The sequence below is a fragment of the Paraburkholderia tropica genome, from assembly GCF_900109265.1.
Lineage (GTDB): Bacteria > Pseudomonadota > Gammaproteobacteria > Burkholderiales > Burkholderiaceae > Paraburkholderia > Paraburkholderia tropica.
In genome coordinates, this window is the sequence record NZ_FNZM01000012.1 from 56,666 (window position 1) to 77,627 (window position 20,962).

General features: G+C 66.6%; 17 protein-coding genes and 1 pseudogene. 7 read left to right on the forward strand and 11 right to left on the reverse strand.

From position 1 onward, the window contains the following. The first annotated feature begins 49 nt into the window (after positions 1-49). Together BMY06_RS20730 and BMY06_RS20735 are read left to right on the forward strand one after the other, a co-directional pair. The gene (locus BMY06_RS20730; RefSeq protein WP_065063504.1) at positions 50-1,228 is read left to right on the forward strand and encodes a porin; all 1,179 of its coding nucleotides are present in this window, start codon (positions 50-52) and stop codon (positions 1,226-1,228) included. Positions 1,229-1,496: 268 nt separating this feature from the next. Further along, the gene (locus BMY06_RS20735) at positions 1,497-3,110 is read left to right on the forward strand and encodes an inorganic phosphate transporter (RefSeq protein WP_065063575.1); all 1,614 of its coding nucleotides are present in this window, start codon (positions 1,497-1,499) and stop codon (positions 3,108-3,110) included. A 12-nt stretch (positions 3,111-3,122) separates the two neighbouring features. Here BMY06_RS20735 and aliB read toward each other — a convergent pair whose 3' ends face one another. From aliB to badH, 3 genes are read right to left on the reverse strand one after another with little or no spacing between them, the layout of a single operon-like run. After that, entirely contained in the window at positions 3,123-4,274 is a 1,152-nt protein-coding gene (gene aliB / locus BMY06_RS20740; protein ID WP_074984906.1) for a cyclohexanecarboxyl-CoA dehydrogenase, read from the reverse strand. A 55-nt stretch (positions 4,275-4,329) separates the two neighbouring features. Beyond that, positions 4,330-5,112, reverse strand: a complete 783-nt coding sequence (badI, locus tag BMY06_RS20745) for a 2-ketocyclohexanecarboxyl-CoA hydrolase (protein WP_074984908.1) — start codon at positions 5,110-5,112, stop codon at positions 4,330-4,332. A 51-nt stretch (positions 5,113-5,163) separates the two neighbouring features. After that, entirely contained in the window at positions 5,164-5,931 is a 768-nt protein-coding gene (gene badH, locus BMY06_RS20750) for a 2-hydroxycyclohexanecarboxyl-CoA dehydrogenase (RefSeq protein ID WP_074984910.1), read from the reverse strand. A 252-nt stretch (positions 5,932-6,183) separates the two neighbouring features. On the opposite strand from badH, the gene BMY06_RS20755 reads away from it, so the two are divergent. Beyond that, a complete protein-coding gene (locus tag BMY06_RS20755; protein ID WP_080180489.1) occupies positions 6,184-6,603 on the forward strand; it encodes a MarR family transcriptional regulator in 420 nt (139 codons plus the stop codon). A gap of 14 nt (positions 6,604-6,617) precedes the next feature. Here BMY06_RS20755 and BMY06_RS20760 read toward each other — a convergent pair whose 3' ends face one another. The 5 genes from BMY06_RS20760 to BMY06_RS20780 form a co-directional block, all read right to left on the reverse strand. Then, a complete protein-coding gene (locus tag BMY06_RS20760; RefSeq protein ID WP_074984913.1) occupies positions 6,618-7,883 on the reverse strand; it encodes a J domain-containing protein in 1,266 nt (421 codons plus the stop codon). A gap of 160 nt (positions 7,884-8,043) precedes the next feature. Beyond that, positions 8,044-9,837, reverse strand: coding sequence for a cobaltochelatase CobT-related protein (locus tag BMY06_RS20765; protein WP_074984915.1), 1,794 nt, complete (start codon positions 9,835-9,837; stop codon positions 8,044-8,046). Between the two features lie 12 nt (positions 9,838-9,849). Then, positions 9,850-11,118, reverse strand: a complete 1,269-nt coding sequence (locus BMY06_RS20770) for an AAA family ATPase (protein ID WP_074985155.1) — start codon at positions 11,116-11,118, stop codon at positions 9,850-9,852. 99 nt (positions 11,119-11,217) lie between these two features. After that, a complete protein-coding gene (locus tag BMY06_RS20775; protein ID WP_065063488.1) occupies positions 11,218-12,315 on the reverse strand; it encodes an aromatic ring-hydroxylating oxygenase subunit alpha in 1,098 nt (365 codons plus the stop codon). Between the two features lie 515 nt (positions 12,316-12,830). Then, positions 12,831-13,340: a TetR/AcrR family transcriptional regulator gene (locus BMY06_RS20780; protein ID WP_080180478.1), complete on the reverse strand. Its 510-nt coding sequence runs from the start codon at positions 13,338-13,340 to the stop codon at positions 12,831-12,833. A gap of 164 nt (positions 13,341-13,504) precedes the next feature. Here BMY06_RS20780 and bdcA point away from each other — a divergent pair, with 164 nt between their 5' ends. The 4 genes from bdcA to BMY06_RS20800 all read left to right on the forward strand — a co-directional run bounded on the left by bdcA (position 13,505) and on the right by BMY06_RS20800 (position 17,112). Further along, positions 13,505-14,218: an SDR family oxidoreductase gene (gene bdcA / locus BMY06_RS20785; RefSeq protein WP_065063484.1), complete on the forward strand. Its 714-nt coding sequence runs from the start codon at positions 13,505-13,507 to the stop codon at positions 14,216-14,218. Between the two features lie 90 nt (positions 14,219-14,308). After that, positions 14,309-15,445 carry a serine hydrolase domain-containing protein gene (locus BMY06_RS20790; protein WP_074984918.1) on the forward strand — a complete coding sequence of 379 codons (1,137 nt, stop codon included), beginning with the start codon at positions 14,309-14,311 and terminating at the stop codon, positions 15,443-15,445. A gap of 179 nt (positions 15,446-15,624) precedes the next feature. Beyond that, positions 15,625-16,032, forward strand: a complete 408-nt coding sequence (locus BMY06_RS20795) for a VOC family protein (protein WP_173816847.1) — start codon at positions 15,625-15,627, stop codon at positions 16,030-16,032. 237 nt (positions 16,033-16,269) lie between these two features. Further along, complete coding sequence (locus BMY06_RS20800) at positions 16,270-17,112, forward strand: AraC family transcriptional regulator (RefSeq protein WP_065063481.1); 843 nt, start codon at positions 16,270-16,272, stop codon at positions 17,110-17,112. 39 nt (positions 17,113-17,151) lie between these two features. On the opposite strand, the pseudogene BMY06_RS20805 reads toward BMY06_RS20800, so the two are convergent. The 3 genes and pseudogenes from BMY06_RS20805 to BMY06_RS20815 form a co-directional block, all read right to left on the reverse strand. Further along, positions 17,152-18,552 (reverse strand): annotated as a pseudogene (locus BMY06_RS20805) (amidase family protein). Between the two features lie 90 nt (positions 18,553-18,642). Then, positions 18,643-19,806, reverse strand: a complete 1,164-nt coding sequence (locus tag BMY06_RS20810; protein WP_065063477.1) for an MFS transporter — start codon at positions 19,804-19,806, stop codon at positions 18,643-18,645. A gap of 152 nt (positions 19,807-19,958) precedes the next feature. Beyond that, the gene (locus tag BMY06_RS20815) at positions 19,959-20,336 is read right to left on the reverse strand and encodes a DUF4148 domain-containing protein (protein WP_074984926.1); all 378 of its coding nucleotides are present in this window, start codon (positions 20,334-20,336) and stop codon (positions 19,959-19,961) included. Positions 20,337-20,962 lie beyond the last annotated feature (626 nt).

Sequence of the window (20,962 nt, forward strand, 5' to 3'; positions counted from 1 at the left end):
AAAAGCACATAACAATAAGTATTCCTACTTTTCCTGGAGACGCACAACGATGAAGAAATCCGCCTTCGGTCCCGGCCTGTTCCTCGCAGCCGGCGCTGCCCTGATCGCCAGTCCCGCCTTCGCGCAGAGCAGCGTCACGCTGTACGGCGCCATCGACGACGCCATCACCTACGTGAACAACCAGAACGGCAAATCGAACGTCTATCTGCGCCAGGGTAACGTCTACGCCTCGAAGTTCGGCTTCCAGGGCAAGGAAGATCTCGGCGGCGGCACCTTCGCGATCTTCGATCTGCAAAACGGTTTCGATCCGAACACCGGCGCGATGCAATCGAGCGGCCTGATCTTCAACCGCCAGGCGTATGTGGGTCTGCAAAACCGCAGCGCGGGCACCTTCACGATGGGCCGCCAGTACACGCCCTACTACCAGTTCGTCGGTCCGCTCACGGGCAGCAACTGGCTGACCGGCGCAACGGGCGCGCACCCGGGCGATATCGACGGCCTCGACACCACCGTGCGCATCAACAACTCGGCGATCTACACCACGCCCTCGTGGAACGGCCTGCAGGCAAGCGCGATGTACGCATTCGGCGGCATTGCGGGCAGCACCGGCAAGGGGCAGACGTGGAGCGCCGCGCTGCGCTACCTGAACGGCCCGATCTCGCTCGCGGCCGCTTACCTGCGCATGGACAACGCCGCGCTGACGAGCGGCTTCGACACCTCGTCGACGGCGAGCTTCGGCAAGTCCTCGCTGAATACGGGCTATGTGTCGGCGCGCGCGGTGCAGCATATTGCCGTGGCGGGCAACTACGCGATCGGCAATCTCACGCTCGGCGCCTCGTATTCGAACGTCGAATATCTGCCGGGCGGCAAGTCGATCTTCGCGGATACGGCCGTCTTCAACACGTGGGCCGCGCTGGCCGTCTACCGCTTCACGCCGGCGTTCGACGTGGGCGGCGGCTACGCGTACACGATGGCCTCGAAGGCGAACGGCATCAGCAGCGCCGCGCGCTATCAGCAGGTGTCGCTCAAGGAAACCTACCACCTCTCGAAGCGCACCTCGCTCTACGCGTTGCAGGGTTATCAGCACGCGAGCGGCCAGACGCTGGGCGCGAACGGCGCGGGCGACATCGTCGACGCGACGCCGGCCGTGGGCGATTCGCAGAACAGCACGCCGTCGAGCACGCACTCGCAGTTCGTCGGCATGGCGGGCATCGCGTTCCTGTTCTGAGGCGGCGCGTCAATACGACGCGAATCCGCGCGGCGCCACGCCCCACGGGCGTCGCGCCGCAGGGACATATCGGCGCGCGGCCAGGCTGACGCGGCGATTCCGGTCGATATGCGACACTTGCCCGTCTCGATCGAGCGGCTCCCGATTGCTCCCGATTGCGCTGACGACGTTCGCAAACCGCGTTGTCATGCGCGATGATTCACGGCGCGGCGCGCGCGAGGCAAACCAGTCTGAACTCATTTGCCCCAGTTCGCTCAAGCGCACCGTCATGCCGGACCTTCCCTTACCTCCCGCAACTCGCCCCTTGCGCGCGCAACCGCGCCGCCGCCACTTCGCGATCGTCCTGTTTTTCGCGATCATCGCCATCGGCACCCTCTACGTTCTCGATCATCTGTTTCTCGACCTGCACGCGGTGCGCGAGAGTTCCGCGCTGCCCTTCGTGCTGCTCGGCCTCGCGCTGCTCATCGCGCTCGGCTTCGAATTCGTGAACGGCTTTCACGATACGGCCAACGCGGTCGCTACCGTGATCTACACGAACTCGCTCGAACCGCATGTCGCCGTCGCGTGGTCGGGCGCGTGGAATTTTCTGGGCGTGCTGGTGTCGAGCGGCGCGGTCGCGTTCGGCATCCTGCAACTGCTGCCCGTCGAACTGATTCTCCAGGTGGGCAGCAGCGCAGGCTTCGCGATGGTGTTCGCGCTCCTCATCGCGGCGATCGTGTGGAATCTCGGCACCTGGTATTTCGGGCTGCCTTCGTCGAGTTCGCACACGCTGGTGGGCTCGATCATCGGCGTGGGCATCATGAACCAGTGGATCAGCGGGCCGTCCGGCACGAGCGGCGTGGACTGGGCCCAGGCGGCGGGCGTGGGCAAGGCGCTACTGTTCTCGCCGGTGGTGGGCTTCGTGCTCTCGGCGCTGGTGCTGCTCGCGCTCAAGTTCGCCGTGCGCGCGCCGCGCCTCTATCGCGAACCCGAAGCGGCCAAGCCGCCGCCGTTCTGGATTCGCGTGCTGCTGATCTGCACCTGCACAGGCGTGTCGTTCGCGCACGGTTCGAACGACGGCCAGAAAGGCATGGGCCTCATCATGCTGATTCTGATCGGCGTGGTGCCGACCGCCTACGCGCTCAACAAGGCGGTAACGCCGGAGCAGACCGAGGCCTTCGTGGCGTCGGCGCGCGCCGCCTCGCTCACGCTCGCGCACTATGCGCCGCCCGACCCTGCCGCCGCGCTCGTGGCCGCGCCCGCCGATCCGCGCGCCGAGGTCGAAAAGTATGTGCGCACGCGCCAGTTGCAACCGCAAACGCTGCCCGCGCTGCGCGCGCTGACCGACACCATCGGCGACCAGGTGAGCCTTTCGGGTTCGCTCGCGAAGGTGCCGGAAGTGATCGTCGACAACGTGCGCAACAACATGTACGTGGCCTCCGAAGCGATCCGCCTGATGGAAAAGGCCCACGCGCCCACGTTCGCGCCCGCCGACGCCGCCGTGCTCGACGACTTCCGCAAGCAGATGGACCACGCGACGAAATTCATCCCGACGTGGGTGAAAGTGGCGGTGGCGATCGCGCTCGGTCTCGGCACGATGGTCGGCTGGAAGCGCATTGTCGTGACCGTCGGCGAGAAGATCGGCAAGCAGCACTTGACCTATGGCCAGGGCGCGTCCGCCGAAGCGGTGGCCATGCTCACCATCGGCATGGCGGACGTCTACGGCCTGCCCGTTTCCACCACGCACGTGCTGGCTTCGGGCGTGGCGGGCACCATGGCCGCGAACGGCTCAGGACTGCAATGGAGCACCATTCGCAATCTCGCGCTGGCGTGGGTGCTCACGCTGCCGGCTTCCATCGCGCTGGCCGCCGCGCTGTACTGGGTGTTCCGCCAGATCTTCTGACCATCTTGCGCGCTACGCGGGCACCGCCCCACGCCCTGCGTTCGCGCGCGCGATGATCGTCTTCATGATCTGCGCGGTGCCGTCGCCGATCTGGAAACCGAGGATGTCGCGCAGACGCTGCTCCATCGGTCCGCGGTCGTAGCCACCGTGGCCGAACGACAGCAGGCACTGATGCACCACGTCGTAGGCCAGCTTCGGCGCCCACCATTTGCACATGGCGGCTTCGGCCGTATGCGGCAGCCCGCGATCCTTGAGCCAGAGCGTTTGCAGACACAGCAGGCGCGCCGCTTCCACTTGCGTCGCGTATTCGGCCAGCGGATGCGAGACCCCCTGAAACGCCGCCAGCGGCTTGCCAAACGCCTCGCGCTGCGCCACGTAAGTCCATGTCTCTTCGAGGCTTGCTCGCGCGACGGCGAGCACCTGCAAGCCGATCAACGCGCGCGAAAAATCGAAGCCCTGCATCACCTGCACGAAGCCCTTGCCCTCGTCGCCCAGCCGATGATCGACGGGCACGCGCACGTTGTCGAAGAAAATCGAACCGCGCCCGATCGCACGCTGACCGTGGCAATCGAAACGATTGCGCGTGATGCCGGGCAGATCCATCGGCACGAGCAGCGCGGACACGCCGCGCGCGCCGTCTTCCACGCGGCCGCTGCGCGCGAACACCACGGCGGCGTCGGCCTGATCGGCGGCGGAAATCGAGGTCTTTTCGCCGTTGAGCACGTAGTGGTCGCCCACGCGCTCCATCTTCAGACGCAGATTCGCCGCGTCGGAACCGCCGCGCGGTTCGGTCAGTGCGATGGCGAGCAGCGCGCGGCCCTGCGTGAGCCGTTCGAGCCACGGCCGCGCGAGTTCGGGACGCGCGTACTGCGCGAGAATCTGCCCGTTCAGCGACGCGAGCAGGTTGATGTACGAAAGACTCAGGTCGGCGGCCGCGATCGCTTCGTGAATCACGCCCGCCGCGAGGCAGCCCAATCCCTGCCCGCCGAACGCTTCGGGCAGTTCGGGCGCGATAAAACCCATCTCGCCCATCTCGCGCATCAGATCGCGATCGAGCACGCGCGTCTGGTCGCGCTCCAGAAAGCCGGGTGCAACGCGCCCTTGCGCGAAACGCTGCGCGTGTTCGGCGAGCGCCGCGAGATCTTCGTCGATATAGGGGTTCATGCGCGCTCCTGAATCACGACATCATTACGGAATCCAGATTAATTTGAAAACGTCTTTACTTCGCGTACTTGCGAAACTCGGGAGGACGTTTTTCCTGGAACGCCTTCACGCCTTCGCGCGACTCCTCGGTGTCGTAATAGAGCTTCAGCGCCATCATGCCCATGCCCGCAATACCCGCCTGATGCGCGGTATCCATATTGAACGAGCGCTTGGCGATGGCAATCGCCGTCGGGCTCTTCTCCATGATTTCATCGCACCACTTTTGCACTTCGTCGTCGAGCCGATCGTGCGGCACGACCGCGTTGACGAGTCCCATTGCCAGCGCTTCGGCCGCCGGATAACGGCGACACAGATACCAGATCTCGCGCGCCTTTTTCTCGCCGACCGCGCGCGCCAGATACGCCGTACCAAAGCCCGGATCGACCGAACCAACTTTCGGCCCCACTTGCCCAAACACTGCTTTTTCCGAGGCAATCGTGAAATCGCAGATCGTGCAGAGCACGTTGCCTCCGCCAATCGCATAGCCTTGCACGCGCGCGATCACGGGTTTCGGCACGTCGCGAATCGCGTTGTGCAGTTCCTCGATCGGCAAGCCGATCGTGCCGCGCCCATCGTATTGCCCAGCGTGCGCCGATTGATCGCCGCCCGTGCAGAACGCTTTCTCGCCCGCGCCTGCAAGCACGATCGCACCAATCTCGCGCGTATAGCCTGCCCGATTGATCGCGTGAATCAGCTCGTCGCAAGTGCGGCCGCGAAACGCGTTCATCTTCTCGGGCCGGTTGATCGTGATCCATGCCGCGCCGTTGCGCACTTCGTAGAGAATGTCGTCGTATTGCATCGTCGAGTCCTGGTGAGGTGATGGCGTGCCGCGTGCGTGCACGTTCGCGTGTCAGCCGGCCATGGTCAGGCCGCCGGATACGCTCAGCACCTGGCCCGTGATATAGCGCGCGTCGTCGCTGGCGAAAAAGGCGATGGCGCCCGGCAGATCGTCGGGCTGGCCGATGCGTCCGAGCGGAATCGCACGTTGAAAGGCTTCGAGCAGTTTCTCCGGATTGCCCGCGCCTTCCTTGTAGTCGGCGAACAGCGCGGTATCGGTCGGCCCCGGACAGACCACGTTCACCGTGATGCCGTGGCGTGCATGTTCGCGCGCGATCGTCTTCGAAAACGCCACGAGTCCGCCCTTGCACGCCGCGTACACCGCTTCGCCCGAGGAACCGACGCGCGCCGCATCGGAAGCAATATTGACGATGCTGCCGCGCTTGCGCTCGACCATGCCGGGCAGCACCGCATGGTGCCGATGCAGCGCGCCGACGAGATTGATGGCGATGAGCCGCTCCCATTCCACCGGCGTCGTCTTCGTGAACGGTTTGAAAACGTCCCAGCCCGCGTTGTTGACGAGCACATCGACCGGTCCGAGTTTCGCCTCGATCTGCGCGATCGCGTCGTTCACGTCGGCGCGCACCGTGATGTCGCCGTGCAGCGCCAGCGCCGTGCCGCCTTGCGCGACGATCTGCGCGGTCACCTGCTGCGCGGCATCGAGCGATAGATCGAGCACCGCCACCCGCGCGCCCTCCGCCGCGAAACGCCGGCACGCCGCGCCGCCGATGCCGCCTCCGCCGCCCGTGACCACGACCGTTTTGCCTTCGAACCGTTTCATCGCGCCTCCTTGCGTGGCGAGGTTGTTACCATGGAGTCCGTCGACGTTGGCGCCTTCTTGTAGCTCGCACCAATTACGTCAATATGTTGACGTATACTAGGCAGACCATCCGACATCGGCAAGCGCGGCATCATCAGGAGAAACCCTTTGTCATCAACGAAAAATACCCCGGAAAATACCGTTCAATCGGAGGACGCGACGCGCTTCGAACTGGCGAACCGGCTGTTCTTTCGTCTTTATCAATCCGCCAATATGTTGCATAAAACGGGCACGCGAGCGGTGGAAGAGGAAGGGCTGACCACGCAGCAATGGGCGGTGCTGGGCGCACTCTCGCGCGAAGAAGCACGCGACGGCATGAGCGTGGGGGAACTCGCGCGTTATCTGCTGGTAAGCCGCCAGAATCTCTCAGGGCTGCTGAGCCGCATGGAGCGCGACGGGCATCTGAGCGCGACGCCCGACGCGCAGGACCGCCGCTCGCGCCGGGTGCGCATGAGCGAATCGGGCCGCAAGCTCTGGCTGAACGAGGCCACGCCCAAGATTCAGGCGTATTACGAGGAAGTGCTGGGGAATTTTTCCGTCGACGACATGACGCACACGCTGCACTATCTGCTCAAGCTGCTCGACAACATGAAGCAGATCGACGCGCGGCGCGGCGCGGTCGAGGAAGATTGAATCAACCGGGTAAATCAAACGCGCGCCGCAAGCTCCGCTTCCACGCGCCGACGCAGATCGCGCACGATCTTCGCGGCCGGCACGAGCCACCACGTCGGCGCCTCGACGGTGAAACCCCATGCGAGACGCGTCTCTTGCGCATCGGTTTGCTGCGCGCGGCAGTGAACGCGCAGCGTCTGATGCGCCTGTGAATCGGCGACTGCTTTCGTCGAATAAGTGAGGACCGCGCGCAGATCGAAACCGGAATCGCCCGGCGATAGCGTGCACGATTCGATCTGCCAGGTCGCGCCATAACGGCCCGTGCCGCGCAGCGCCGCGTTCACGCGCCGCCACGTTTCGGGCGCGGGCAGCGCGACGGCGTGCGCGCGTCCAGCGCGATCCGCACGATAGAAGTGACGCTGCGCCCAAGCAAAACCGCCCGCGAAAACCACGCCCGCCGCAATCAACACGGCTTGCAACGTGTCGCCGAGCCAGCGCCAGCCGCCCGTCGCGTCGAACACGCTGAACACGATCCGGTGCGCCACGACGAACAGCACGATCATCGCCACGACGATGCCGCTCAGCGTGATCAGCCAGCCGCGCGACGGATCGTCGAGACGCCCAAAGCACGCGTCGCGCACCGCATGCTTCGCGGGCGGCCACGGACCGGCGGTCATCGCGGCGTCGCGCGTGGCGTGCGAGGCCGCCTCCGACGCCGCCTGCGCGGCAAACGCCGCCTCATCGCGCTCGCGCTGCGCCTGCGCCTCGGCGGCTTGCTCGCGCGTGCGTTGCTGCGTGCGTTCCTGCATGCGCTCCATATCGCGCCGCGCGGCCTCGCGCATCCGCGCTCTCGACACTTCGTCACGCAACTGAATCAGCTCGCTCGCGAGCCGTTCGCGCTCGGCCTGCATGCGCGTGAGTTCAGCGACGCCGCGTGCCTGCTCGCTTTGCATCGCGTCGATTTCGCCACGCAGACGTTCGCGCCGCAATTGCAGATCGCGCATCTGGCCGCGCGCATCCGCGAGCTGCGACTCGCCGAGCGCCGTACGGCTCGCGGGCGCCTCGTGATGCGCGAGCCAGTAGCCTTCGAGCACTTCGCGCGCTTCCTTGATCTTCTTGAACTGCTCGTCGGCCCAATGCAGCGAGGCCGCCGTGGGATGACGCCACTTGTCGGGATGGAAAATCTGCGCGAGCTGGCGATAGTTGTGCTTGATGTCGGCCGCGCTCGCGCCGGGCTCGAGTTCGAGCCGGTAATAGAGGCGGTCGTAATCTTCGCGGGTCCTCGGATGGGGAGCGGGCATGTCCGAAGCCTTGTTTCAAGGGGTTTGTTCAGTCGAATCACGAACCGCCCGAAAGCAGCCGCAGACGACCGGCGAGACGCACAAGGTTAAAACACGCTTTGCCGCATCGCAAGAAAAGCGCGGCGCGCACGCAACAGCGGTGGCACAGGGTTCGGGGTCGTCAGGCTTCTCGCGTGCGCCGCGCGAGCATGCGGCTCAGGGTGGCGAAGGCCACGGCGGGTAATTCGTGCAGTTTGCGCACCACCACCGAATGCGGATAAAACGCTTCCACCGCGTCGTCCTGAATGCCGATGCCGACGAGTTCGATGCCCTGCCCGCGCACCTCGGCCACGCGCGCATGCAGATCGCGGCGCAGCACGGCGGGATCGCCGTCGCTCGTGGAAGGCGAGCCGTCCGAGAGCACGAACAGCAGACGCCGCCGCGCCTTGCGCGCCATGAGCCGCGTGGCGGCCCAACTGAGCGCCTCGCCATCGGGATTCTCGTGGCCGCATTCGATGCGCGCGAGCCCGCTCAGGTCGCGCGCATCGAAGCGCTTGAACACGCGCAGATCGAGCCGTTCCACGAAGCGGTTATAGCCGCGCAGATCGGCGTGCGCCGCGCGTTCGCGCTCGTAGTGCGCGCGCATCGCCGGCGAGTCGATCGAGCTGTAGCCCAGCACTTCGGCCTCGAAATCGAGTTGCGCGAGCGCGTCGGCGAGCGCCGCCGCGCATAGGCGCGCGAGTTCGATCTTGCGCCCCGCCATCGATCCGCTGAGATCGAGCAGCAGCGTCACGGCCGCGTCGCGCCCGCTCGCGCGCGTGCTCACGCGAAACGGCGTGCGATAGCCGCGCGAGACGGCGAGCCGCGCCAACGCCGCGCGGTCGATCTCGCCGCGCTCCTGCTCGCGCTTCCAGTGCGTGAGTTCGTCGGCTTTGAGCGTGCGTTCGAGATGCGTTTTCAGCGCACCGGTTTCCGCGCGGGCCAGCGCGCGCAGCTTGCGCCAGGCGGTGGCGTCGCCGCTGCCGGTGAGGTCGGTGATCACGTCGAACGCCGTGGTGAGCGGGATCGAGCGCGACGGTTTGCCGGGCGCCGATGCCGCGTCGATGGCGCGCGGCGAGGCGGCGGCATCCGCTTCGGACAGCGCCGCGCCGGGCGCGGACACGGCCTCGTTGCGCGCCTCGCCGGTCTGGCCGGGCGTCTGCGTATCGGCTTGCCGCGCGGGATCGGCGCCGTCGAGATCGAGCGCGAACGCGAGATCGTCGTGCTCGCCGAAGCCGTCGAGTTCGCGCGCGAGCGCCGTTTCGTCGACGGTCTGATCGGGACCGGCCGTCTGCATCATGTTGTTCGCGCCGGCCGAGGCGAGCGAGCGCACGCCCGCCACGATGGCGCGTGCGGCCTGCACGCTTTGCGCGGTCGAAGCGCTCGCGCGCGCCGTCTCGAACGCGCCGCCCGCGCCTTCGAGCACGCGCAGCGCGGCGGCGAGCGTATCGGCGTCGGGACCGCTTAGCGTCGGCGGTTCGTTCCAGAGCGTACGCTCGATCGCCCACACGAGCCGTTCTCGCCACGCGAGCGTCTGCCAGCGCTGCGCCGCTTCCTTCGCGGACTGCGCGCGCCAGCGCTCGACGTAACGGCGCGCGCCCGGATAATCGGCGAGCAGGCGCGCGAGCACGCGGCGGTCCTCGACCGCTTGCGCGATGCGGCCCGTCACGCCCGCTTCGGCGAGGTCGAGCCGCCTGATCGCGCTATGACGCCAGCGCGCCGCCAGCAGATCGAGATAGCCGAGCAGCAGGTCTTCGTCGTGCGTGGCTCCCGCAGCGGGATCATTCGTCGACTGATGCGTCGGCAGCACGAAACGCTCGCGCTCCACGCGCGGGCCGCCCGCCCCCATCGACACCGTCACGCGCGGCTCGCCCGTCAGCACGCGCGCGAGCTTGCCGAGGCGCGCTTCGAGTTCGTCGATCTGGGCGGTCTGCATGGCGCGCCGCGTTCAGGCTGCGGGTTGCCCGTCGGGCGCGGCATCGAAGATCGCGTGATGGCGGATGATGCTGCGGATCAACGCGGCGTCTTCGGCGCTCACCTTCGAGTAGATCGCGGGCGCGGCGGCGCGCTCGGCGTCGCCGGTTCGCAGCATCAGTTCGGCCCAGTCGAGCAGACGCCGCGTGGAAAACGCGCTCGCCAGATCCTCGCGCGCGAAGGCGGCGCGGCAGTCGGCGGCAATGGCCGCGAGCGTGTGCGCCAGCGCGGGCGTGAGCGCGGGCAAGGTCCGCAGTAATACTTTGGCTTCCTCATCGTTCGAAAGATAATCGAACAGATACACGCGCCAGCGGTCGAGAAAGGCTTCGTTGAGCAGATTCGCGCCTTGATAGAGATGCCGGTACGCACTCATCGCGCCTGCCGCGTTCGCCGTGCCGAACAGCCGGAACGACGGATGCGGCGTGACGATCTCGTTGCCGCGCTCCTTGAGCAGCAGCTTCCCGCCCGGTTCGAGCACGGCCGTGAGCACCGCGAGAATCGACGGCTCGGCGAAATCGAGTTCGTCGATGATCAGCCAGTAGCCCGCGCGCATCGCCACGGGCAGCACGCCGTCGACCCACAGGGTTTCGCCGCCTTTCACGGTCCAGAAACCGACGAAGTCGCCGACGGTAGTCTGGCCGTTCATGTTCACGCGCAGCACGCCGTGGCCCGTGCGCGCCGCCACCTGCTCGACGAAACTGGTCTTGCCCGAACCGGTATGACCGATCAGCATCACGCGGCGGTTTTCGACGATATCGAGCGCGATGTCGTCCGCGCGCGGCGTGAAGAGATACGCGTCGTTGATGCGCGGCACGAGCGCGGCATTCGCATCGCTCGAATCGGTCGAAACCGGCATATCCACGTTGCCGATGCGCACGGTACGTTGCGCCGAACTCAGTGAGCGCGCGGCTTCGCGCGCCTCGCGGGCCGCCTGTGCGGCGCGTTGCAGATCCGCCGCGAACGCGCTGCCCACTTGTGCGGCGCGCGCCTCGTCTTCGTGATCGGCGGCGGAAACGAAACCTTCGCGCCGCCACTTCAGCAGTTTCGCTTCGAGATTGTCGAGGTCGACGACGGTGTCGATATCCACCTGACCCGCACCGTCCTCGCCATGACCATGCTCGATGCGAAACATGTTCGCGCGCTCGGACAGCGAGACGCGCCACCATTCGCGCGCGGCCTTCGCGCCGCGCGTGTAGACGCCTTCGGGGCTGTTGTCGGGCACGGCGAGTGGCGTGGCGTTCATCGGCGTGAAAGGCGCGGCGCGCAAAAAAGGTCCAGCGGAATATCTTACCCGCTGGACCTCGTTCACGGCACGAAACGCGTTACGCGGAGCGCCGCCCGTTCAGGCGAGATCTTCCACCGCGCGAATCGGAATGACCGTGCGTGCGCCACAATTGCGCAGCACGTCGCGCAACTCGTTGATGACCGGAAACACCTCGTGATTCCAGTCGGCGCCCTGATTGTCGTGCGCGGCCTGCTCCAGTTCGACGATCGCGCGGTCTTCCTTGAAGATGCGCTCCGTGAACCACACCAGCAGCGGCCACGCGGCGTCGAGCAGCAACGACACCTTCGGCTTGCGGATCGACAGCATGCCGAAGGTGCGATTGGTGCGCTGCTGCGCGTCGAGCGGCACGTAGACGATCCACAGGTCCATCACCAGCGAGTCTTCGCTCGAACGGATCTGCAAGGTCTGATACGGATAACCGGTGCGGATCGTCATGACGCTGCTGTCGCTCTGGTCTTCGCTGCGCTTGCTCGACCCGAACACCAGCGCCTCGCCCGCGGGCTGCTTGCCCGCCTCGCGCATGAAGGTGTAATCGACTTCGATCCAGTTCTCGCCGCGGCGGCGGCCGAGCGAACGCGCGCGCATCTGGCCCATCTGGCGGCGGTGCAGAAACTGATGGTTCATGTCCATCAGGTTCTCGTGCATGAACGAGTAATGGCACTTGACGGGACGCCCGAAACGGCGCGTCTTGTACGCCTTGTCGGTGACCGAGGGCATCTCGGGAAACGGCGTCTGCTCGGCCAGCGTGGCGTCGCCGGGAAACACGAAGATCATGCCGTGCGCCTCGCGGCACGGATACGCGCGCACGCCGTTGGGCAGGCGCTCGCGGCCGAGGTACGGAATGTCGACGCACTGGCCGCTGCAGTCGTAGGTCCAGCCGTGATAGCCGCAGCGAATGCCCTCGCCTTCGACCACGCCCGCGTGCAAGGGCACCTGTCGATGGGCGCAGCGGTCTTCGAGCGCGAACACGCGCCCCGATTCGGTGCGCGCGAGAACGATGGGCTCGCCGGCGAAATGCACGCCGTGCGCCTTGCCGCGCTTGACCTCTTTGGACCACGCGAGGGGGTACCAGAAGTCGGGATGAATGGGGACCCGGCGCAGATCGCGCACGGATGCCTCGCTCGCCAGGTTGTCTTGGGACTGCACTGCGGACATGCGGGATGTCTCCTTGGGGTTCGCGTCTTCCGCCCGATCGACCGATGGCTACCGATGGCCAGGGGCCGTTGGCGACGGACTGATCAGTACGGATGGGCCGAAAACGCACGAATCGCCTTCACTGACCCGGCTTCATCGACGTCGCTTCACTGCAGCTGAATTCTGCAACGACTTCAATGGGCCGGCTTCACTGCACCTGCACATCGGAACCTGGACTGCCCTGCCCGGGCCGCCCGCACGGCGATGCTGCGGTGCGGCGGCGCAAGACAGGCAACTGGCTCCATAGTACCGGACATGTTTGGAATCGGTGTACGGGGTTTGAACGGATGCGGCTACGGCGGCCGCGCCCGAAGCCGTTGAGGTAGCAATTTTCTTGCCCGGTGGGACACAAGGAGGACAACCCGGTCCGCGAGCGCGGTCGGGATCGCCAAAATAATCAGCTCGACTGATTAAATGACGCGACGATGCACGCTCACCGCCAGCGCTGTTTTATCGACGCCAGAACGCCGAAACGCTCAGCCGAGCAGCGCGTGCAGGCCGCCCGCCGCCGCGCGCGCCACGGCGGCGAGACGCGCCTCGCTCATGCCTTCGCGCGCGCTGCCCGAAAGACCCGACATCACGCTGGCGACGTAATCGGTCACGGCGTCGGCGGCCTCGGGGCGCGTCGCGGCCACGTAGGCGCGAATCTCGTCGCGGCGTTCCTGCGCGACCCGGCGCGCGAGTACCGCGCTTTCGGTGTCGCCCGCGCCGCGCGCCGCTTCGAGCACCAGACAGCCGCGTCGGCGCGGGTCCTTCGCGTAGGTGCGCGCCGCGCGCTCGAGCAGATCCGCGAGTGCATCGGCGGGCGGGCGGCCCGGCGCGAGCAGATCGGCGGCGGGCAACGCCGTTTGCGCGTAACGTTCCATCACGCGCTCGAAGAAGGCCGCCTTGCTGCCGAACGCCGCGTAAAAGCTCGGCGCCTTGATGCCCAGCTCCTCCGTGAGCGCGGCCAGCCCCACAGCGTCGTAGCCGTGTTCGTGAAACATCCGCTCGCCGATTTCCAGCGCAGCCTCCGGGTCGAAAACCCGCGGCCGGCCACGACCTGGCTTGCGTCCTGAATTTAAATTAGTGACCACTATAAAAATTCCTTGCCTTACCCGAACCTGAAATATATAGTGGTCACTACTTTAATTCAAGGAGGTCATCCATCATGACGCAGTTCTCAGGCAAATCGGTTCTGGTCGTCGGCGGCAGCCGCGGCATCGGCAAGGCCATCGTCAAGCTCTTCGCCGAAGGCGGCGCGCAGGTGCGCTTCACCTACGCCGGTTCGCGCGAAGCCGCCGAATCGCTGGCGAAGGAAACCGGCGCGAGCGCCGTCCATGCCGACGCGGCCGACCGCGACGCGCTGATCGCCGCCGTGAAGGCAGCGGGACCGCTCGACGTCTTCGTGTACAACGCCGGGCTGCTCGTGGTGGGCGATCCGCTGACGATCGACGCCGACGCCGTCGATCGCATGCTCGACGTGAATGTGCGCGGCGCGTATCACGCTAGCGTCGAAGCGGCCCGCTTGATGCACGACGGCGGCCGCATCGTCGCGATCGGCTCGGTCAACGGCGACCGCATCCCGTTCGAGGGACTCACGGCCTACGGCATGACCAAGTCGGCGCTGCAAGGCATGGCGCGCGGACTCGCACGCGATTTCGGCGCGCGCGGCATCACCGTGAACGTGGTCCAGCCGGGCCCGACCGACACCGACATGAACCCCGCCGAAGGCCCGATGGCGAGCATGATGCACAGCGTCATGGCGCTCAAGCGTCACGGCACGGCCGAGGACGTGGCGAGCCTCGTCGGCTATCTCGCGGGTCCGCATGCGAGCGGCATCACCGGCGCGCTGCATACGATCGACGGCGGCTTCGGCGCCTGAGTGCGGCTGTGCCTGAACGGCGCGCGTCATCGGCGCGCCGCCGCGAAAGCGCACTATGATGGCCGGATCGTTTCCCCAGGAGCGTCCGGCTTGAACACTTTCAAACCGCTTGTGTGGCTGGCGCTGGCCGCGCTGCCGCTCGCCTGCACGACACAGCAGCACGCGACGACGCCCGCCACTTCCAGCGAGTCGGCCAACGACACCACCTGTATCGCCACGAACGCGCCGCGTTTTCCTGCCGCGCAATGGCGTCACGCCGATCCCGCCAGCCTCGGCTGGTCTCCCGCCCGCCTCGCCGACGCCGATGCCTACGCGCGTCGCGTCGGCGCCACTTCGCTGATGATCGTCCAGCACGGCGCGGTCGTGGACGAATGGGGCGACACGCAGGCGAAAACGCCGCTCTACTCGGTGCGCAAGAGCTTGCTGAGCGCGCTGATCGGCATCGCCGTCGCGCAGCACCAGATAGATCTCGACGCCACGCTCGCGCAACTCGGCATCGACGACAACGCGCCCGCGCTCACGCCCACGGAACGCCAGGCCACCGTGCGCGAACTGCTCGAAGCGCGTTCGGGCGTTTATCACGCCACCACGTACGAAACGCCGTGGATGCAACGCATCAAGCCGCCGCGCGGCAGCCACGCGCCCGGCGCGTTCTGGTGCTACAACAACTGGGATTTCAATGCGCTGGGCGGGATTTACCGGCAGCAATCGGGCCACGATATTTTCACGGCCTTCGCGGATGAAATCGCCCGCCCGATCGGCATGCAGGACTATGCGCCGTCCGATGGCCGATACGCGTCCGGCGAACCGGACACGCGCTATCCCGCCTACCCGATCGACATGAGCACACGCGACCTCGCGCGCTTCGCCTGGCTCTATCTCAACGACGGACGCTGGAACGGCCGGCAGATCGTCCCCGCCGCCTGGGTCGAGGCATCGACGCGGCCCGGCTCGAACACGCCGTGGGGTGGCTACGGCTATATGTGGTGGACGAGCACGCCCGCCGATGCCGTCGATACCGCCGGAAACACCGCCAGCGCCCCGCAGATCGCGAGCTATTGGGCCGACGGCCATCTCGGCCAGTACGCGATCGTGGTGCCGTCGCTCGATCTCGTGGTGGTGAGCCGCGTCGATCCGAAACAGACGTCGAAACACGTGAGCGAACCGGCGCGCGCGCATCTGATGACGCTGATCGAAGCCGCCGCGCCCTCGAAAACGGTGCCGTGAACGCGAGCTTTTCACTCGCCGTGTTCACGTCATAACCGCGAATACCTCTTGTTTTGCCGGCGTTTCGATGCCAGTGAGACGTGCGCTCAATGCGAGTATCGAATGCGAGCATTTGCTTATATTCTGAACTCCTCGGGCGAACACGGCATGGGGCCGTCGCCACCGCAAAGAGACCCGCAATGACCGACGTCACGCACATCATGAAGCTCAACCATCTGAGCTTCCCTTCTTCCGATACCGCCGCCACCGCGCGCTTCTTCGAACGCTATCTGGGCTTCACGATCGCCGGATCGTGGGAGCAGTCGTACATTCTTAAACGCCCCGGTTATGACGTGGTGATCGACCACTCGAGCAGCGAAACGCCGGTTTGGCCGGGGAATTTTCATGTCGGCTTCGAGCTGCCCAACGTCGAAGACCTGCAACAGCTTTATGCCCGATTCAAGGCCGAAGGCGTGCAGATGGAAACCGAGGTGTTCAATAACGGGCGCGGCTCGCGCTTCTTTTGCCGCGCGCCGGGCGGCGTGATGTTCGAATTGAATACGCGTAAAGATGCAGCGCCGGAGTATCAGGGGACGTTTGATAATTGAGTATTCATGCCTGCGCGATAGCGGATCGATTGACAATTAATCAGCTATACATATCGTTATCGCAAAGCCAGAATAAAAAACGGCGGCAAGGTCGAGCACCGCGCCGCCGTTTCCTGTGTGCCCGAACGCGCTAAAGGCCGCGTCCCGTGCTAGCGTATTGCATCGGCGCTATCGCCTGCCACGTACCAAACGCACGAACGCACTAACGCACGAACGCACGCAAGACGCACGTCCCCCATGCCTCAAGCCACCCCACCCACCCTCGACGACGCCCCCGGCCACACCCGCTCGCTCGCGCGCCATTATCCGCGTGGCCTGCAGATCGAGCCGCATTCGCACACGTGGGCGCAGGTGCTGTATGCCGTCTCCGGCGTGATGTGGGTCGAAGCGGGCCGCGAAGCGCTGGTGGTGCCGCCGCAGCGCGCGGTCTGGTTGCCCCCCGGCACGCCGCACGCGATCCATATGATGAGCGCGGTCGAGATGCGCAATCTGTATCTGCACGAGCACGACATCCCGCATCTGAGCACGCGCTGCGAGGTGTTCGAAGTCGACGGCCTGCTGCGCGAACTGATCAAGAATCTCGCCGAACGCGAGCACGATCGCGACGACGCCTGGCGTGCCGCCGCGTCGCGTCTCGCGGGAATGGAACTGGCCCACGCGCGCCGCTCGACGCTGCGCATTCCCTTGCCCGATAGCTCGGGCAGCGCCGATCGCCGCCTCGCGATGCTGTGCCGCGCGGTGATCGACAATCCATCGAACGAGATCCCGTTCGAGCAACATGCGGCGTCGGTGGGCGCGAGCGTGCGCACGCTCGCGCGCCTCTTCACGCGCGAGCTGGGCGTGGGTTTCGCGCAATGGCGGCGGCAGGTGCAACTCGCCATCGCGGTGTCGCGGCTCGCGGAAGGCCAGTCGGTGAGCGCCGTAGCGCGCCTGCTCGGCTTTTTGCCCAGCAGTTTCAGCGACATGTTCCGCCGCGAGCTGGGCGTCCCGCCGAGCGAGTATCGGCCGGAGGACACGCTGGCGCTCGGAGCGTCGGCCTCCGCGTCCGTCGACTCGAAAACACCGGCCGACGAACGCTAGCGACGCTCACTGCCTATACCACGCGCCTATACCACGCGCTTACGCCGCAGGATCAATCGGCGAAGGCGGCGCGCCGCGCGCCTCGATGGCCTTGCCCGCCAGCAGGCACAGGTCCTCGCGATAATGCCCGGCGACGATTTGCACGCCCACCGGCACGTCGTTCACCATCCCCGTCGACACGACCAGCCCCGGCAAGCCCACCGCCGGCAACGCGCGCAGCGTCAATTGCGCATCCCACACGCGCTAGAATCCCTCCGGCCCTTGCAGATCGAGCCCGTCCGCGAACGGCAGCTCGCCCGACACCGGCAGCAGCAGCACCGGATGCCCGGCGAAGAACAATCGCCACTGGCGCGCGAGCGTGGTGCGGCGCACCAGCGACTTGCTGACCACGTCCTCTGGCATCGCCGCGACCTTCGCGCGCACGCCCTCCACCACGGCGCGCGCGCCGGGATCGCCATCGCGCAGCACCGCATCGACCAGCGCCGGATAGCCGTCGCCGAGCCACAGGCGCTCCTGCACTTCGGCGGCATCGCGCATCGACGGTGTGTCGTCGATCTGCTCGACGGTCCAGCCCGCATCCGCGAGACGGCGTCCGGCGTCGAGCAGCGCGTCTTCCACTTCCTTCGCGATCGTCATGCCGCCGGGGCGCAGACAGATCGTCGCGCGCAGCGGCGCGTCCGGTCCCTTGAACGGCGCGGGCACCCACCACGGATCGCGCATGTCGGGCTGCGCCAGCGCCGTGAACGCGAGGCTCACGTCGTCGATGCTGCGCGCCATCGGTCCCGCGCCCGACATCAGTTGCGCGCCGATCGGCCGTTCCGGCGACGAGGCGTTGAACGCCGGAATGCGTCCGAGGCTCGGCCGCAGCCCGTGCACGCCGCACGCGTAGGCCGGATAGCGCACCGAGCCGCCGATGTCGGTGCCCAGCGCGATCTGGCCGATGCCCGCCGTGACCGCCGCCGCCGCGCCGCCGCTCGATCCGCCCGGCGTGAGCGACGCGTTGCGCGGATTGCGCGTCGCGCCGTGCACCTGATTGCTCGTGAACCAGCGCAGCGCGAAGGTCGGCGAATTGGTGCGGCCGAGCAGCACCGCGCCCGCGCGCACGAGGTTGTCGACGGCCGGGCTGTTGGCCGGCGCGATCAGGTCTTTTTGCAGCACCGTGCCGTTGGTGGTGGCGAAGCCCGCCTGATCGACGTTGATCTTGGTGGTGACCGGCACGCCCGCGAGCGGGCCCGGATCTTCGCCGCGCGCAATGGCCGCGTCTACGCGGTCGGCCTGCTCGTAGACCCGCGCCGGGTCGTGCGCGACCACCGCGTTGATGCGCGGGTTGACGGCGTCGAGCCGCGCGAGCGCATCGGTCGCGGCCTCGCGGGCCGACACTTCGCGGGTTCGAATGCGCCGCGCCAGTTCCGTTGCCGATAGTCGCCAAAGTTCAGTCACGTTTCCTCCGGTTCTTCTGGGGTGATGGGATGTTGCGTCGGGTAGAAAATTCGCGATGTCGATGAGGGAAATCGCCCGGGTTCATCACAGTCAAGCACTCGCCGAAAGCGATCCGCCGCGCCGCCGGTCGCGCAGGATCGCCAGCGCGAGCGCCGCGAGTCCGCAGCCCGCGATCAGCGCGAGCAGCGCGCCCTTGCCGCTGTGCACCAGCACCCAGCCGCCGAGCGACGGAAAGCCGAACGCGCCGATGAAATACGCCGCCACGAACCAGGTGAGCGCGGCGCGCCGGTGCGCGGCAGCGGCGTCGTCGATGGCCTGCACCTGCACGATCGGATAGGCAAGGCCGTAGCCCGTGCCGAGCAGCACCGCCGCCAGCGCCTGGAAACCCGCGTGGTACGGCACCGCGAACATCGCAGCGCTGCCGAGCACCATCATCGCGAGCAGCACCTTGGTCGCCGTGGCCGCGCGCATGCGCACGACGAGCCGCGCGAGCAGCCAGCGCGTGGCGATCACCGTGATCGTGTAGAGGCTGAAGAACGTGCTCGCCTTGGCCTGCGTGCCTTGCACGAGCGACATCTGGAACGTCATCAGGCCGGAAAACACACAGCCGCCCAACGCGATGATGACGATCGGATACACGGCGCGCGTGCGCGCAATCGCGCCGATGCTGCGCAGCCAGCGCTCCTGTGCGGGCTGCACGCGCGCGAGGCGGCCGAAGATTTCGAGCGTGAGCGCGCCGATCAGGCACAACGCGCCGATCGCGTACAGCACGCCTTCGAGCGGCATGCGCCAGAAGCGCATCGCGAAGGCGGCGAGCGCCGGGCAGCCGCCCACGCCCGCCATCTGGAAGGTGGCGAAGCGCAGGAACCAGAGGCTGCGGTCGGCGTCGCTGGTGCGTTCGGCGAGCGCCATCGGCGCGGCGAGACAGAACGCGCCCCAGCCAAGGCCGACGAGAAAACCGGGCAGCGCGTCGATGCCGCTCGCATGCGCCATGAGCGCGAAGCCCACCACGCCCGCGCCCACGCAAAGCGCCGCGAGCGCGGCCATGCGCGCCGCGCCGACGTGCTGCGCAACCCAGCCGGTCAGCGAGACGCCCGCGAACGTGCCGAGCGCTGCGCCCGCGAGCGCCACGCCGGTGTCGAAGTCGGTGCCGCCGATCGCGCGCACGTGCATCGAGAACAGAAACGTCGCGCCATAGCCGCCTGAGGCAAGCAGCACGCCAATGAGCAGGATTGCGGCATGAATGGGGCGCACGGTCGGGTTCCCGGTCGGTGGCGGTGATCGGCCAGTGAATGAGGCGGATATGAGGCGGATGGTCGGCAGCGTATCAGGGCTGCGCGCGGGCCGGCCGCGCGCGTGTCGGGTGCAAGGCGATGCACGGGCGATGCGTGTGCATTACGTGCGCATTACGAGTGCGCGTAGATGGGGCCGAGGCCGGGGACGTCCGCGTCGGGGCCGTTCACCGGCGCATTCAGTTGCACGCGCGGTGCGCGACTGCCCGCCGCCGATGCGCCCTGCGTCACGCCGCCATACGACGATGCCGACGACGCTGAAGCTGAAGCCGTCTCGCCGTTCGCCGCGCTCACGCGCGCCAATGCGGCTTGCAGGTTCGCCGGGTATTGGGTGTTGTCGCTGGCCGGGTTGTAGCCGGCTTGCTGAAGCTGCACGAGTTCGGCCTTGACCTCGGCGCGGGTGACCGGCGCGTTCTGGACGCCGGACTGCGCGAACGAGAGCGCGGGCACGGCAACGAGAGCGGCGACGACGAGCGATTGAACGAGCTTCATGGTGTTTCTCCTGGCATTGAGTAGGTGGGATGCAGTGGATGAGGGATCAACCGTGCACAGGAGTTATTTGAACGCCGCGATGTATCTGGCTTGTTTCCGCGCGCGTGCCAATTTGCAAGCGTGTATGTCGTATCTGCGTCCCGATACATTGCGATACATACCGCACGTTTAAAAGCCCCCCGCCGCGCTATGGATGAAGCGATAACGCTTCACTTGCCGTATCGCCACCTGCATCGAAAGCCGATTGCAAGCAAACGCCGTTCGCGTGCGTTACGCCGTGGCACGCCCGCTTGTCGATGCGTACGAACGCCGTCGCCCAGCTTGCGTTCGTAACGGCGCATGACGAAAACGAGCCCTTGTAACAAGGCAAAACCTTTCAAAAAACTAACGTTTCGAAATTAGCGCGCGAGTTGGTTAGACTGCGAGTCTCGCCTTTCGCTGCGTGATGCGCAGCCACGGGCGGCCCACAACAAACACGAGAATGCGTATGCGAATCGACGTCGAACGGCACGTTTCCGAAGCGGGAAAAACGCCGTGTCCCGCACATGGCCCCTGCAAGCGCGTCAACGCGCGTGCCGCACACGAAGACCATCGCGCTGATTGCGGGATCGACAGCGACGCCGCAT